This window comes from Bacillus sp. B15-48 (assembly GCF_016879755.1).
Taxonomy (GTDB): domain Bacteria; phylum Bacillota; class Bacilli; order Bacillales; family Cytobacillaceae; genus Mesobacillus_B.
The window spans coordinates 676,944-690,983 of sequence record NZ_WOFU01000001.1 but is presented as its reverse complement, the minus strand read 5'-3'; the positions used below and the strand labels follow the sequence as shown (position 1 = coordinate 690,983).

12 protein-coding genes are annotated in these 14,040 nt (G+C 40.5%); 8 read left to right on the top strand and 4 right to left on the bottom strand.

Features of this window, described 5'->3' with window-relative positions; all coding sequences use genetic code 11:
• The first annotated feature begins 21 nt into the window (after nt 1–21).
• From GNT69_RS03150 to fadK, 8 genes are all read left to right on the top strand, one after another.
• Nucleotides 22–1,302 (top strand): MFS transporter, encoded by a 1,281-nt coding sequence (locus GNT69_RS03150; protein WP_203553486.1) that lies wholly within the window; start codon nt 22–24, stop codon nt 1,300–1,302.
• A 109-nt stretch (nt 1,303–1,411) separates the two neighbouring features.
• Complete coding sequence (locus tag GNT69_RS03145) at nt 1,412–2,626, top strand: CaiB/BaiF CoA transferase family protein (protein WP_203553485.1); 1,215 nt, start codon at nt 1,412–1,414, stop codon at nt 2,624–2,626.
• 94 nt (nt 2,627–2,720) lie between these two features.
• Nucleotides 2,721–4,004, top strand: a complete 1,284-nt coding sequence (locus GNT69_RS03140) for an FAD-dependent oxidoreductase (RefSeq protein WP_203553484.1) — start codon at nt 2,721–2,723, stop codon at nt 4,002–4,004.
• Nucleotides 4,001–4,303, top strand: coding sequence for a ferredoxin family protein (locus GNT69_RS03135; RefSeq protein ID WP_203553483.1), 303 nt, complete (start codon nt 4,001–4,003; stop codon nt 4,301–4,303). Before GNT69_RS03140 ends, GNT69_RS03135 begins: the two co-directional genes overlap by 4 nt.
• A 44-nt stretch (nt 4,304–4,347) precedes the next feature.
• The gene (locus GNT69_RS03130; protein ID WP_203553482.1) at nt 4,348–5,487 is read left to right on the top strand and encodes an acyl-CoA dehydrogenase family protein; all 1,140 of its coding nucleotides are present in this window, start codon (nt 4,348–4,350) and stop codon (nt 5,485–5,487) included.
• A gap of 44 nt (nt 5,488–5,531) precedes the next feature.
• On the top strand, nt 5,532–6,299 hold the full coding sequence (locus tag GNT69_RS03125) for an electron transfer flavoprotein subunit beta/FixA family protein (RefSeq protein WP_203553481.1): 768 nt from the start codon (nt 5,532–5,534) through the stop codon (nt 6,297–6,299).
• 15 nt (nt 6,300–6,314) lie between these two features.
• Nucleotides 6,315–7,322 carry an electron transfer flavoprotein subunit alpha/FixB family protein gene (locus GNT69_RS03120; protein ID WP_203553480.1) on the top strand — a complete coding sequence of 336 codons (1,008 nt, stop codon included), beginning with the start codon at nt 6,315–6,317 and terminating at the stop codon, nt 7,320–7,322.
• A 367-nt stretch (nt 7,323–7,689) separates the two neighbouring features.
• Nucleotides 7,690–9,333, top strand: coding sequence for a medium-chain fatty-acid--CoA ligase (gene fadK / locus GNT69_RS03115; protein ID WP_203553479.1), 1,644 nt, complete (start codon nt 7,690–7,692; stop codon nt 9,331–9,333).
• Nucleotides 9,334–9,416: 83 nt separating this feature from the next.
• On the opposite strand, the gene GNT69_RS03110 is transcribed toward fadK, so the two are convergent.
• The 4 genes from GNT69_RS03110 to GNT69_RS03095 all read right to left on the bottom strand — a co-directional run bounded on the left by GNT69_RS03110 (nt 9,417) and on the right by GNT69_RS03095 (nt 13,814).
• Nucleotides 9,417–10,379, bottom strand: a complete 963-nt coding sequence (locus GNT69_RS03110; protein ID WP_203553478.1) for a LysR substrate-binding domain-containing protein — start codon at nt 10,377–10,379, stop codon at nt 9,417–9,419.
• A gap of 138 nt (nt 10,380–10,517) precedes the next feature.
• Complete coding sequence (locus GNT69_RS03105) at nt 10,518–11,819, bottom strand: MFS transporter (RefSeq protein WP_203553477.1); 1,302 nt, start codon at nt 11,817–11,819, stop codon at nt 10,518–10,520.
• 164 nt (nt 11,820–11,983) lie between these two features.
• Nucleotides 11,984–12,502 (bottom strand): hypothetical protein, encoded by a 519-nt coding sequence (locus GNT69_RS03100; RefSeq protein ID WP_203553476.1) that lies wholly within the window; start codon nt 12,500–12,502, stop codon nt 11,984–11,986.
• Nucleotides 12,503–12,602: 100 nt separating this feature from the next.
• Nucleotides 12,603–13,814: an acyl-CoA dehydrogenase family protein gene (locus GNT69_RS03095; RefSeq protein ID WP_203553475.1), complete on the bottom strand. Its 1,212-nt coding sequence runs from the start codon at nt 13,812–13,814 to the stop codon at nt 12,603–12,605.
• Nucleotides 13,815–14,040: the final 226 nt, after the last annotated feature.

Here is a 14,040-nt window from a genome sequence, read left to right as displayed (position 1 = left end):
TGGGAAAGAGGAGGAAAAAAGATGGCGTCTAATGTCGGAAAAAAACGCTGGTTGATCGTTTTTATTTTAGTACTAGCCTACACATTTATGTATTTAGGGAGATCAAGTATTTCAATTGCTGGTTCAACCATCATGGCGGATTTTGGTTGGAGTGCAACAGAGTTCGGATTGGTCTCAACCGCATTTTTCATCGGTTATGCAGTAACGATGATGCCCGCTGGATATTTAGCAGATAAGTTTGGGGCTGGAAAAGTAATTGTTGTCGGAACATTGGTTTGGTCTTTATTTACATTACTAAGTCCATTTGCAGGATCGATTGGATTATTCGTTGCAATTCGTGCCTTAGTTGGTATGGGGCAAGGGGTTACATTACCTTCAGCATCCTCAATGGTTTCGAAATGGGTTCCAAGTCATGAAGCTGGGAAAGCCCAAGGGTTTACATTAATTGGGGTTCCACTTGGAGTAGCAATTACGATGCCGCTAGGAGTTTTCTTGATTGAAAACTTTAACTGGCAAACAATTTTCTACTTATTCGCAATTCTTGGCCCTGTCTGGGTAGTAGTTTGGTGGTTCTTTGGGAAAGACAAGCCTGAGAACGATCCGAAAATTAGTAAGGCAGAGTTGGAGTATATTACTTCGGGTCAAGGCAAGAAAGAAGTGGCAGGACCAACGCTTACTTCAAAACAAGTCTATGGAAGTCTAGCAGTTTGGGGAGCAACAATAGCATACTTCTGTTACAACTATGTCTTCTATCTATTATTAACATGGCTGCCAACTTATTTTGCTGCTGGCCGTAATTTATCCTTAGCAGAGGCAGGATACGCAACAATGTTCCCATATCTTGTTGCCGTCTTCACCTATCCTATCGGCGGAATGTTAGCGGACTGGGGAGCACGCAAGTTTGGACAGAACATTGGAAGAAAGCTGTTTCCAGTTTCTGGTTTGATTTTCGGTGGAATTGCACTTATTTATGCAACGCAAACGAGCAGTTTAACAATGGCAATTGTCTTACTATCTATTTCTATGGGGGCTTTAACATTAACGCAAGGTGGATTCTTCTCAATTCCAATTATTCTTGCTCCAAAAAATGCCGGAATGATCGTCGGTCTATATGGAACGATTGGAACAATGGCAGGAATCACTGCACCAATTCTTACAGGATTCGTTATTGACATGTCAGGAAGCTATGAAACAGCTATGTATTTAGGATCAGGTATGGCAATCGCCGGAGCAGCTTTCTTACTTACAATTACAAAAATTAAGCCAATTGTTCCAAAAGATACGCAAAAATTGTCTGCATAACCTTATGTCCACCACTTCCCTGCCAAGTGCGCTAACTAGAAGGATGGTCAGTGTAGGGAAGCGGATTTCAATGAATAAGATCTTCTACAATAAGGAGGAAGTTTGCGATATGAAACCATTACAAGGAATAAAAGTTGTTGAACTAACTGGATTTTATGCAGCGCCGACGGTTCCAAGGGTGCTAGCTGAGTGGGGCGCAGAAGTCATTAAAATTGAGCCGCCAGCAGGCGATCCAAGCAGAACCCAAGGCGGAGTCTTTAATATGCCTTATAGTGATGACGAAAACCCTGCATTCGACATTGCCAACTTTAATAAAAAATTCGTTTGCCTTAATTTAAAATCAGAGGAAGGCAAAGAAGCCGCTTATAAATTATTGGAAACTGCTGATGTGGTTGTCACCAATTATCGTACAAAAGCACTGGAAAAATTAGGTTTCTCATATGAAGAATTAAGTGCGCGTTTTCCTAAATTAGTGTTTGGACAAATTTTAGGCTACGGCGAAAAAGGACCGGAAAAAGATACACCTGGGTATGATGCAACAGCTTATGTTTGCCGCAGCGGTGCTTTAGTTTCGATGACTGAAAGAGGAGAATCGCCATTTCTAGAGCCAAATGCTTACGGTGATTTCCAAGCAACAATGACACTTGCTTCAGGGATTTGTGCAGCTTTAGTGGGCAGACAAAAAACAGGATTAGGCGATAAAGTGACCGTTAGTCTCCATCATACAGCCCTATTTATGTTGAACATCGCAGTTGTTTCGTCACAGTTCCCAGGCAATGTTTATCCGAAGAGCCGTAAAGAAGTTTCCAATCCATTTAATAACACCTATAAATCCAAAGATGATCGCTGGTTCTTGTTCTGTGCGCCAGAGTATAATCGCTATTTCCCGAAATTGATGGGCCTGCTCGGCAGGGAAGATTTAATTGCCAATGATAATTACAATACAATTGAAGCTGTAAATGGTCGAGGTAAAAACCGTGAGATTATTGAGATTCTCGAAAATGAGCTAGTCAAATTTAATCTTGATGACATTATGAAATTATTTAAAGAAAACGATATTCCAATTGAAAAAGGCTATACGCTTGATGAAGTTGTTGTCGACGAACAAGCTTGGGCAAATGATGCGCTGCGGAAGTTAACGTATCCTTCAGGAAAAGAAGTGGCGATTCCAACAGCACCTGTAAGATTTAACAGTATTGGCGATCCAGACTTAGCTACTTCAAAGCCGCTTGGCTATCATACTGAGGAAGTTTTAACAGAGTTAGGATTTTCAAAACCCCAAATTGAACAAATGAGTTCAGATAAGGCAGTGGTTTTAGTCTAAACCGTCCAGAGATTGTACTGCTGAACTAATAATTACATTATCATCCTGTATCAGAATATTGCAAAAATGTAATTATTAAAGGAGGGAAAACACTATGTCTGAAGATAAATTTCAAGTAATCATCATTGGCGCTGGACTAGCTGGGGCCGCAGCTGCCTATCGGCTTGCAAAAGCAGGCATAGAAGTCATGCTGGTCGAACGGGGCAGTCAGCCAGGTGCCAAAAACATGACCGGCGGACGCTTGTATACACACGCACTTGAGAAGTTGATGCCGGACGATTGGACAAAGGCACCGCTTGAACGTGATATTACCCGGGAAGTTATCATGATGATGACTGCTGAAGACAGCATGTCAATTGACTCGCTATTTACGGATATTAGCCAACCGTCCTATTCCGTTTTAAGAGCAAAACTAGATCCGTGGTTGTCAGGAAAAGCAGAAGAAGAGGGAGCAATGGTCATTCCAGGAACGACTGTCGACGGACTGATTATCAGAGAAGGAAAGGTATGTGGAATTAAAACGGGCGGGGAAGAGATCGAAGCAGATCTCGTCATTAGTGCTGAAGGTGCCAATCCAATTGTTGCCGAACGAGCTGGACTAATTAAACCAGTTCAAGCAAAAGATGTGGCTGTCTGTTTGAAGTACGTGTATCAATTAACAGAAGAGAAAATTAACGACCGTTTTAATACAGAAAGCGGAAAAGGAACGGCGATGCTTTGTGCAGGTGACTGCACAAAAGGGATTAGTGGCGGCGCGTTTCTTTATACAAATACCGACAGTATTTCGGTTGGACTAGTAGTTGATTCAAACGGCTGGAAAAATTCAAAACTGCCTTTGGCTGAGATTGGTGAAGAATTCAAGCAGCATCCGGCAATCGCTCGGTATCTTCAAGGGGCAGAGCTAGTCGAGTACTCTGGTCACCTCGTACCAGAGGGTGGATACCATTCACTTCCCCAATTATATTCTGACGGTTTTCTTGTAACGGGAGATGCAGCTGGTTTAGTCGTCAATCGAGGCTTTACCGTGCGCGGCATGGATTATGCAATTCTATCAGGAATAGCTGCTGCTGAAACAGCAATTGAAGCAATTGATTCGAGTAATTACTCTAAGAGTTTCTTAGCTGGCTACCAAGGTAAGCTTGAAGAAGTGGTTTTAAAAGATTTAAAGACGTTTAAAAACTCACATGATTATATTGCTCATACCGAGCATATGTTTACAACTTATCCTGCAGTGGCAACGAAATTAATGAAAGGTTTGTACTCTGTCGATGGAAATCCAACAAAATCAGTGATGGATGTAGTGAAAGAGAATGTAAAAGGGAAAATTCCAGTATTCAGTGTGTTAAAGGATGCCCTGAAGGGAGGAAAATCACTATGAAACTGATGTCAATGGATGACCGCCTATCAAAGACCAGATTTGATAGTGACGACCATAATCCACATATTATCGTTGATAAAGAAGGTTGCAGGACTTGTGATCATCGAGCGTGTACAACCTCATGTCCGGCTGAAAGATATAAATGGGATACAGTGAATGATCTATTAAGTTTCGACCATGTTGGTTGTTTCGAGTGCGGCAACTGTCGCCTAGTTTGTGAACGGCTCCACAATGAAGTGGAAGGATATTCTTGGAACTATCCTGAGGCGGGAATGGGAGTCGTATTTCGCGAGGGATAACTCAATTTCACAACAAATTTTAAACTTATCTGGAGGGATAAATTATGGCCTATCATAAATTCACAGAAGAACAGATTGGATTGAAAGAGTTAGTTAGAGAGTTTGCAGAGAAGGAATTAAGACCACATGTAAAACATTACGACGAAACAGGAGAATTCCCACAGGAAATTCTTGAAAAGGCATTCGAAATGGGCTTGCATGTTCTTGAAATTCCTGAAGAATTTGGCGGATCTGGCTTGGATTTTAAAACAACTGCGATCGTATTTGAAGAATTAGCAAAGGTCGATGCGGGCTTTGCAATTTCATTAGTTACTACATTCGTGGCCCTGCGCTCCGTAATTTACGCTGGAAATGATGAGCAGAAAAAACTATTCTCTGATTTTATTGTCCCTGGAGGATTCGGTGCTTTCTCATTGTCGGAACCAAATGCAGGAACAGATGCTGCTTCATTAAGAGCTACAGCAGTAAAAGATGGAGATGAGTACGTATTAAATGGAACAAAATGTTTTGTTACTAACGGTGGTGTCGCAAGCGTTTATGTTGTTTTTGCGGTAACAGATAAGAGCAAGGGTGCAAGAGGGATTTCTGGTTTTATCGTTGAAAGAGACCGTCCAGGATTATCTGTCGGAAACCATGAAGATAAAATGGGCCTCCGCTTATCAAATACAACGGACCTAATCCTAGAAGACGTTCGTGTTCCTGCTTCTCACCTTCTTGGCAATGAAGGCGATGGGTTCAAAATTGCGATGAACACATTAAACGTTTCTCGTGCATTCGTTGGAACACTAGCTGTTGGTATTTGCCAGGCAGCCATTGATGAATCAGTTAAATTTGCTAAAGAAAGAAAGCAGTTCGGCAAGCCAATCGGTGATTTCCAAGCGGTACAGATGATGTTAGCAGATATGGAAATCCAAACGGAAGCTGCACGAAATTTAGTTCAGTGGTCAATGGACTTAATGGATGACGATATGCCAGTCGTCCTCGAAGGTGCAATTACTAAGACTTTCTGCGGGGATACGGTTGTGAAAGTAACAACAGATGCAGTACAAATTTTTGGCGGTTATGGTGTAAGCAGGGAGTACCCTGTTGAAAAGCTGATGAGAGACTCGAAAGTGTTCCAAATCTTTGAAGGAACCAACCAAATTCAACGGGTGACGATTGCTAGACAAATGCTGCAAGATTAATCACATCTTTTACATTTTTATAATAAGAACGGAGGAAATCATCCATGGAAATTTTGGTTTGTGTCAAACAGGTGCCAGATACAGAAGAAATTAAAATTGATTTAGATGCGGGTACGCTCAAAGATGGGTATCCAACAATCATTAATCCTTATGATAAAAATGCCCTTGAAGCAGCTGTACAGTTAAAAGAAGCAGTTGGCGGTAAGGTAACCGTTTTATCATTAGGAATAGATAAAGCAAAAGCGGCATTAAAAGAGTGTGTTTCGGTCGGAGCCGATGAAGCTGTATTGGTAAATGATCCATTATTTGAGGGCGCTGATTCATTAGCAACAAGTAAAATATTAGCGGCAGCGATCAACAAGTTAGGACAATTTGATTTGATTCTTTGTGGAAATCAGGCAATTGATACAGATGCTGGTCAAGTTGGGCCGCAATTGGCTGAACATTTAAAAGTGGCACAGGCGACGAATGTCGCAAAGATTGAAGCGAAAGATGGTGCAGTCATCGTCAACCGCGAATTAGATGAAGGAATTGAAGTTGTAGAGGTAAAATTACCAGCTGTCTGTACTGTCCTAGATTCAATCAATGAACCAAGATTAGCTACGATTAAAACGAAGATGGCAGCCAATAAGGCGAAAATCGCTGAGCTTACTGCAGCTGATTTAGGCATAGAGGGGTCATTAACTGCCACGAATTTGCTAAAAACCTTTGCGCTGCCGAAGCGTGAGGCAGGTGTCAAGATTAAAGAAGCAACTGGAAGAGAATCAGCACAAAAATTAGTAGAAGAACTTGCTGCTGCAAAGATTGTATAACTGGAGGGGATCAAGATGAGTCAAGATGCTAGCAATATCTGGGTATTGGTGGAAAAAACAAATGATAAAGTAATAAACCCAAGTTTAGAACTTCTTAAACGTGGGAAAGAGCTTGCTGAAGCTAAAGCTGAAAAGGTCGTTGCTGTTGTATTTAGGTCAACGACAGATGAGGCCTTAAAAACAGTAGCCGCTTATGGAGCCGATGAAATCATTGTTGTGGATGGCGATCAATATCAACACTTCAACTTAGATAGCTATAGCTATGCTGTAACAACATTAGTAGCAAAATATAATCCATCTGCATTGTTAACGGCAGCAACGAAAAAAGGCCGCGATTTGATTTCTCGGGTTGCTGCCAAGTTACAAGTAGGATCTGCTGCTGATAGTGTAGCAGTAGATGTTGGTGAGGATGGAGTATTAACTTGGACAAGAGAAATTTATGGCGGACATCTTTTATCAACGGTATCCTTCCCTGGTACAAAACCACAAATGGGATCTGTTCGACCTGGAGCTTACGACAAAGGCGAACCTGATTTAACAAAATCTGCAGAAGTAGTAAGAGAGGAGGTTCAAACTCCCAGTGATGAAATTCGCTCGCAAGTGATCGAACTCCTAGCTTCAGTTGAAGAAGGGATAAAATTAGAAGAAGCGGATGTTGTTATTGCTGGAGGCCGTGGTTTAGGAAAAGCAGAGAATGTAGAATTATTAAATGAGTTGGCTGCTGTTTTAGGCGGGGCAGTCGGAGGCACAAGAGCATGTATTGATGCTGGCTGGATGACGGCAAATCAGCAAATTGGACAATCAGGAAAGAAAGTTGCACCGAAATTATATATCGGCTGTGGAATTTCAGGAGCCATTCAGCATGTTGGCGGCATAAGCGCTGCTGACGTTATTGTTGCAATCAATAAAGACCCGGATGCACCTATTTTTGAAATTGCTGATTACGCAATTGTTGGTGATTTATTCGAAGTCGTTCCAGTGCTAGTTGAAGAAATCAAAAATCGCCAACTAGTTTTAGCTTAATATCGTTTCAATCAAACTTCCCAAACTACCATAGATAATAATATTCATAGTTTAAATTACACAAAAGGACCCATCGCACCTTTTGTGTAATCTCATTTTATCGCAGATTAACGGACAGTAAGACCCCCGCTTCAAGACTTTGATAAATCGAAAAAGGATAAGTGGGGGATCAATCGGGCTTCGCCCGAATAACCATCAGTGGGGGATGGGGGATAACCCCCACTGATAGCAGTTTCACTTTATCGAAAAAAATGTGATTTTATTCCTTTTCGTGTGGTTCATCCTTTTTCGATTAACCAGTCTTGAACGAAATAATTAATGAAAAAATAAGATGGGGACGAATGCTTTTTCCGAGGAGGCTATGGAAATGACACTGGGGATTAAAATAAATGAATGGCAAAAACGTGAATATCGCTTAAAAGGATACTGGGGTGATTCGACACTTGAAGACTATTGGAATAGTTCAGTGAAAAATTCTGCTGAAAAAGTAGCTGTTGTCGATCTCCAAAACACAAAATATAGTTACCGTGAACTTGATCTTGCAGCTAACAAGCTAGCAGCTTTTTTTCAAACAATAGGAGTGAAGCCGGGGGATTTTATCTCCATGCAATTGCCCGGTTGGTCTGAATTTACACTGATTTATATAGCCTGCCTAAAAGTCGGAGCGGTTGTCAACCCTATTTTGCCAAATCTCCGTGAAAAGGAAGTATCCTATATTCTTAACAAATGTGAATCCAAAGTCTTGTTTATTCCAGCGAAGTTCCGTAAATGTGAATTCTATCAAAAGTTTCAATCACTCTATCAAGAAATTCCAAGTCTGAAAAAGGTCGTTGTAGTCGAAAAGGAAGAGGCGGTTTTTGCTGGGCTTACCCTACAGAAAATCTTAACGAAATATAAACCTATTCCTATTAATAATGGTCGTCAGGCAGACGATTTAGCAGCCGTGTTATTTACATCAGGAACGGAAGGCGTTCCTAAAGGAGTCATGTTAACCCATAATAACATTATTTCAAGTGAAAAAGCCTATGCGGCAACATTTAATCTTACTAGTTACGACACAATTTTGATGCCGGCACCGGTCGCTCATGCAACTGGTTTTCATCATGGGGTAACAGCCTCATTCTTGCTTGGGGCCACTAGTGTCCTTCAGGATATTTTTAAACCAGAGGCTTGTCTTGAATTAATTGAACGGGAAAAATGCAGCTGCGGAAATTTAGCAACAGCCTTTGTTTATGACATCGTTAATCTTACAAAAAAAAAGAATCATGATATTACGTCGCTGCGTTTCTTTTTATGCGGTGGGTCACCAGTTCCGAGACATCTTGTTCAAGAAGCGTTTGATGCTGGTTTTAAAGTAATGGGAATGTATGGATCAACAGAAAGTGTCCCTCACACTGCCTCCCGAATAGATGATCCCTCTGAGAAAATTATATCAACTGATGGAAAGGCAATGCCAGGAATCGAGGTAAAGGTTGTTGATAACATGCGTCGTGAAGTCCCCGCAGGCGTACAAGGAGAAGAGGCCTCTAGGGGGCCTAATGTATTTGTGGGCTATCTAAAAGAGCCTGAATTAACGAACCGAGTCCTTGACGATGATGGCTGGTATTATAGTGGAGATTTATGCACAATGGGGGAAGATGGGTATATTCGCATAAATGGCAGAATTAAAGATATCATCATTCGTGGCGGGGAAAATATTAGCTCTACCGAAATTGAGAATATCTTGCTGCAGCATCCAAATGTAAAAGAGGTGGCTGTTGTCGGTATGCCTGATGAGCGGTTAGGAGAAAGATCATGTGCCTATGTCGTCCTAAATCAACCACAGGATAATTTGAATTTGGAAGCTGTATCAGCCTTCTTTTCCAACATGAATGTAGCAAAATATAAATATCCTGAACGAATCGAAATTATCGATAAAATGCCGAAAAATGGATCCTGTAAAATTCAGAAGTATATATTGCGAGAAGACATAAAGAAAAAAATAAATGGAGAATTGCTAGTCTTGGTATGATAGAAGGCAAAAGGGAAGACCATTATGACAAGTAAGATCTCGTACTAATGGTCTTTTTATTTGGTTCAATTATTGGGCTGTTTTCAGGCAAGTACTAGTTTTTTATCTTTAATGGTTTTTGCTAATTCTTCTATTTTTTTCTTGCAGAAAGGCATTTTTGATGTTAAAACATAGTCGATAAAACTTTGAATAGATTCTGTCTGGCGACGATTTTTCATATAGCCAACGTAAATCTTTCGAGTATAGGAAGGGTAGCTAATTGGTCTAACTTGAATTGGGTAATGTCGAATCGACGGATTATCAGGGATAATCGCGATTCCCATATTTGCCGATACAAAATTCGCCATTGATGGTTCGTCTTCCACTTCGCAAGATACTTTGGGAACGATATTGACCATTTCGAATAATTGGTTAATCTCCTGTTTTAAGCCCGATTTGCCACTATAATGAATAAGAGAATAGGACTCTGTATCTCGTAAATCGACGGTAGGCTGGTTTGCTAACGGGCTATTATTAGGGAGAAGCGCAATTAAGTTTTGATCACAGATATGAATAAATTCAACCTCTGGATCGTTCGGTATTAGTGATGCAAAAATAATGTCCAATTTCCCTTCCTTTAATGACTTGACTAAATCCGCTGTACATGGTCGGTCCGTACAACCCTCTTTGATTGAAAAGTTAATATGCTGATTGTCAATGTTAGATTTAAAACCATTAATAATTTCGGGGATATAATGCGAACTTAACGTATAAATAAACCCAAGGCTAATGTTACTGTTAGCGTTATCACTCATTTCACGCATCTTTTGTGCACCATTTTCAATTTCTTGTATCGCTGACTCGACATATGGAAGAAATTTTTCCCCGTATTTGGTTAGCCGAACATTTCGTCCGTGCTTTTCAAATAATGCTATACCGAGTTCATCTTCCAAGGCAGCAATAGCATGACTTAAACTTGGTTGTGTTAATGAAAGTTCTCTCGCTGCTCTTGTGAAATGTTGATGTTTAGCTGTCGTCCGAAAATAATAAAGCTGGTAAAGATTCACTATTTATCCCCTCCAATAATGGTGTTGTTCAACTAACAAGCTACACATGGTAAAAAGGGACGAACACATCGTCAAACACTGGGTTTAGTATCTTGATTTATTACCATTTGTATGGTAAAAATAAAACGTAAGTATATATTAAGATATTATTTCATTAGCTGAACTTATATCTGGCTTTACAACAATTGGTTTCACAGAACATAATGTTGCCATTATAATCGCGCCAAACAGAGCAACTCCTGCCCCTACATATAAGGCATAGTTGTATTGACCAGATAGATCAATTATGAGACCAGTCATAACTGGTGCTAAAATACCTGCAACTGTTCCTAGAGTTGTGAACATGCCGGTAATGATTCCCGCATTTCTTTGGGAAAAGACAATTGGCATAGTGAAGTAACTACCCATTGTAAGAGTTAAAAACGCGTTTGAAGCGGTAATTAATCCAGCAGCAACACCAATTGTTGCTGCTTGTGTTGCGAGGATTAAGAAAATTCCCGATATGCTTAAGCCAACAATAGGCGTAATTTTTCTTCCTAAATTATTTCCAAATTTGGATGAAGCTTTATCAGCTAAGTAGCCGCCAAGTGGATAGGTAAAAATGGCAACGAGATAAGGGAGCATCGAATAAAAAGCACTTGCAGTCAAGTCAATTCCTCGACCATTAACGAAATAAGTTGGCAGCCAAGTCATGAATAAGAAAAAGAGGTAGTTAGCACAAAAATAAGAGAGTGCACAAAGCCAAATGGACTTTTTTGATAAGATTTCTTTATTGGTTAATAAAGGTTCATTGGATGATAATCCACCTGCGGTTCCTTGGCCTGCTTTGATATAAGCAACCTCTTCTTTACTAATAGTTGGATGGTCTTCAGGCTTGTCTCGACCGAGCTTCCACCAAAATAACAACCAAATCGGTGCCGTAAAAGCAAATACATAGAACACACTTTGCCAGCTCCAAGTAAGGATGAGCCAAGTAGCAATTGGCATTGTAACCGCAATTCCAAACGGAACACCAGCCTGAACGAAGCCCGTGGCTTTCCCTGACTCTTTTTTTGCAACCCAACTTGCTAGTGTCGAATGGATTGCAGGAAGTGAAATTCCTTCACCAAGCCCCATCGCTATACGAATGAGCATCATCAGTGCCAAAGTATAACCAAAAGGAGTGAGGAAGACAAAGATCGACCAAAAAATTGACCCTAAGACAATAACTTTCGTGCCGCCAAATCGATCGGCTAATCTCCCCCCGGGAATTTGAGTAATTGCATAACCAATAAAAAATGCAGTTGTTGCCCAGCCGAATTCAGTTGGACTCCAGTTGAAATGTTCCATCATTGCAGGTCCAGCCATCGACATGATTGATCGATCCATGTATAAAATGGTATAGCATAAAAACAGTAAGAAAATGATCATCCAGCGCTTTTTCCCGACTTTTTTATCCATATTTTTGACTTCCTTCCAAATAGTGGACAGTCAGTTATTAATAACCAATCCACTCAAGTTTATTTTACTAGAATAACTGGTCAGAAAATATTATCTTTTCGAATTATATGTGAAACTGTTTGCAAAAACTTGTGAACGAGCTCCTCCTATTGATAAAAAGGCTGTCAGTACTGGGCGGACATTTTGTCCAGTGGCATTTGGAATAACCCTTTTGTCTTGCTGTAGGCATAGATAATAAAGCCTCGTTTACAGCGAAATACGCATTGTAAACAAGGGTCTTCGTCGCAATAGACATAGGCGTCCTCGTCAGCCAATGGAAAGACAAGCGGGGGGATTTTTTTATCTGTTAAATATTTAATATAGCCGCCTGTATAGGTTTTTAATAAAATCCACTGAGGTGTATCCTCAGGTTTTTTTGTTCTCCAATAGACTTGAACTGCACTTTGATTGTATCCACCAACGATTTTGTAATCTAACAAACTTGCGGCAGTCTCTTCAGGTTGTGGCTCGATTCTTTCCATTGTTAGAGAGCAACAGGTTGGTTCACGACTCGAGGAATCGCTATCTAATGCTTGATAGACATGACCACACTTAAGGCAGCGGAAAATGACCACATCGGGACAGTGTGGCCAAGGTTTTCTTGGTAATTTACTTCGTAATGGGCTAAACTCTTTTTCGGTCATCTTTTCCTCTCCTTTTCTTCAAAATTTTTCCACTTCAAATGATAAATAGCAGGAGGCATCGGACAGAAGAGCCGATGCCTAAGTTTTTAGTTTGTCGAAATTAATCGTTGTACTCTAAAACTCCGCCGTGATTAATTGTTTGACGAGAGATTGTAATTCGTTGAACTGTAGGAGTTCCTTCTTCTAACCACATTGCGCGAGCATCACGGTATAGGCGCTCAACTGGACCATATTCGCAGTCTTCGAAGTAGCCAATACCACCAAAGATTTCTAGCATTTCGTCACTTACTAATTTTGTTACTTGAATACTGAACAGTTTACACATTGCTGCTTTTTCTTCAATGTACTCTCCTCTAGGATCCTTTTCGTAATCTTTTGCAAAGTCACGAACCATTGTGCGTAGAGCATGGATATAAGTAGACATATCAGCAATTTTCATACGAATCGCTTGACGTTCAATGATTGGTTTTCCGAATGTTACACGATCATGAGCACGCTTAAGTGTCATTTCTAGCATACGTTGTGCCATTCCTAGGTTACTTGCAGCAATATGCACACGGGATACAGATAGGGAATGAATGGAAATTTCAAGACCTTGTCCTTCTTTACCTAAAAGGTATTTCTTTGGTACTCTCATGTTTGTGAATTTTAATCCAGTGTGACCTGAACCACGGCAACCCATCATATGTGGCATTGGAGTAAGTTCGTATCCTGGAGTGTCTGCTGGTACCATGAAAGTAGAAAGACGGCTATTTTTGTCTCCGTTAGGATCTGTTACACATGTGATATAAGAATAGTTACTGCAGTCTGTGTGGGAGATTAGGAATTTCTCTCCATTGATAATGTAATCGTCACCATCTTTTACTGCAATTGTTTGAATGTCCATACCTGTGCCGCCTTTTTCTTCTGTAACGGCCCAGTTTGTAAATACAGTACGGTCTTGGAACCCAGGCATTAATTCTGCTTTTAATTCTTCACTACCATAGTCGAAAAGAGGTCTCCAGTTTAAATCCATTGCATAGTGTAAATGCATACGCATTCCACCAGGTCCACGGCTAAACTCTTCTTGGATTTCTAGGATTTGCTGCTCTGTTAAATCCCAGCCGCCGTATTCTGACGGAAGACAGCAACGGTAAAGGTCGTTATCAATACACATTTGATAGAATTCTTGAGGGAACTTGTTTGTTACCTCAATTTCATCTTGCATTTGATCAAATGGACCTTCAACAAGTGCACGAATTTTCTTTTTGTAAGCTTCAAGTTCTTCCTTAGTGATTTTTGCTGATGATTTTTCTGGTGCTAGTGTAGTCATGGTAAGCCTCCTTGTGTGTTTGAAAAAATATTTTATTTCTATAACTCTTTACGATTTGATTATATCAACGGCAGAAACTAAAAACTAATTCCTATTACCCGACTATTAGACCGGATTGATAGAAGGATTTAATCGATTGTGTAGAACTGAGCAAAGGGGCGGTTCGTGCGCCACGAAGGGCGCATCATATAGTGGGGAAACATGGGGACGGTTCTGCCGTTTCCCT

Coding starts and splice junctions, on each gene's coding strand:
- GNT69_RS03150 (WP_203553486.1), top strand. CDS start 22: ATGGCGTCTAATGTCGGAAAAAAACGCTGGTTGATCGTTTTTATTTTA.
- GNT69_RS03145 (WP_203553485.1), top strand. CDS start 1,412: ATGAAACCATTACAAGGAATAAAAGTTGTTGAACTAACTGGATTTTAT.
- GNT69_RS03140 (WP_203553484.1), top strand. CDS start 2,721: ATGTCTGAAGATAAATTTCAAGTAATCATCATTGGCGCTGGACTAGCT.
- GNT69_RS03135 (WP_203553483.1), top strand. CDS start 4,001: ATGAAACTGATGTCAATGGATGACCGCCTATCAAAGACCAGATTTGAT.
- GNT69_RS03130 (WP_203553482.1), top strand. CDS start 4,348: ATGGCCTATCATAAATTCACAGAAGAACAGATTGGATTGAAAGAGTTA.
- GNT69_RS03125 (WP_203553481.1), top strand. CDS start 5,532: ATGGAAATTTTGGTTTGTGTCAAACAGGTGCCAGATACAGAAGAAATT.
- GNT69_RS03120 (WP_203553480.1), top strand. CDS start 6,315: ATGAGTCAAGATGCTAGCAATATCTGGGTATTGGTGGAAAAAACAAAT.
- fadK (WP_203553479.1), top strand. CDS start 7,690: ATGACACTGGGGATTAAAATAAATGAATGGCAAAAACGTGAATATCGC.
- GNT69_RS03105 (WP_203553477.1), bottom strand. CDS start 11,819: ATGGATAAAAAAGTCGGGAAAAAGCGCTGGATGATCATTTTCTTACTG.
- GNT69_RS03100 (WP_203553476.1), bottom strand. CDS start 12,502: ATGACCGAAAAAGAGTTTAGCCCATTACGAAGTAAATTACCAAGAAAA.
- GNT69_RS03095 (WP_203553475.1), bottom strand. CDS start 13,814: ATGACTACACTAGCACCAGAAAAATCATCAGCAAAAATCACTAAGGAA.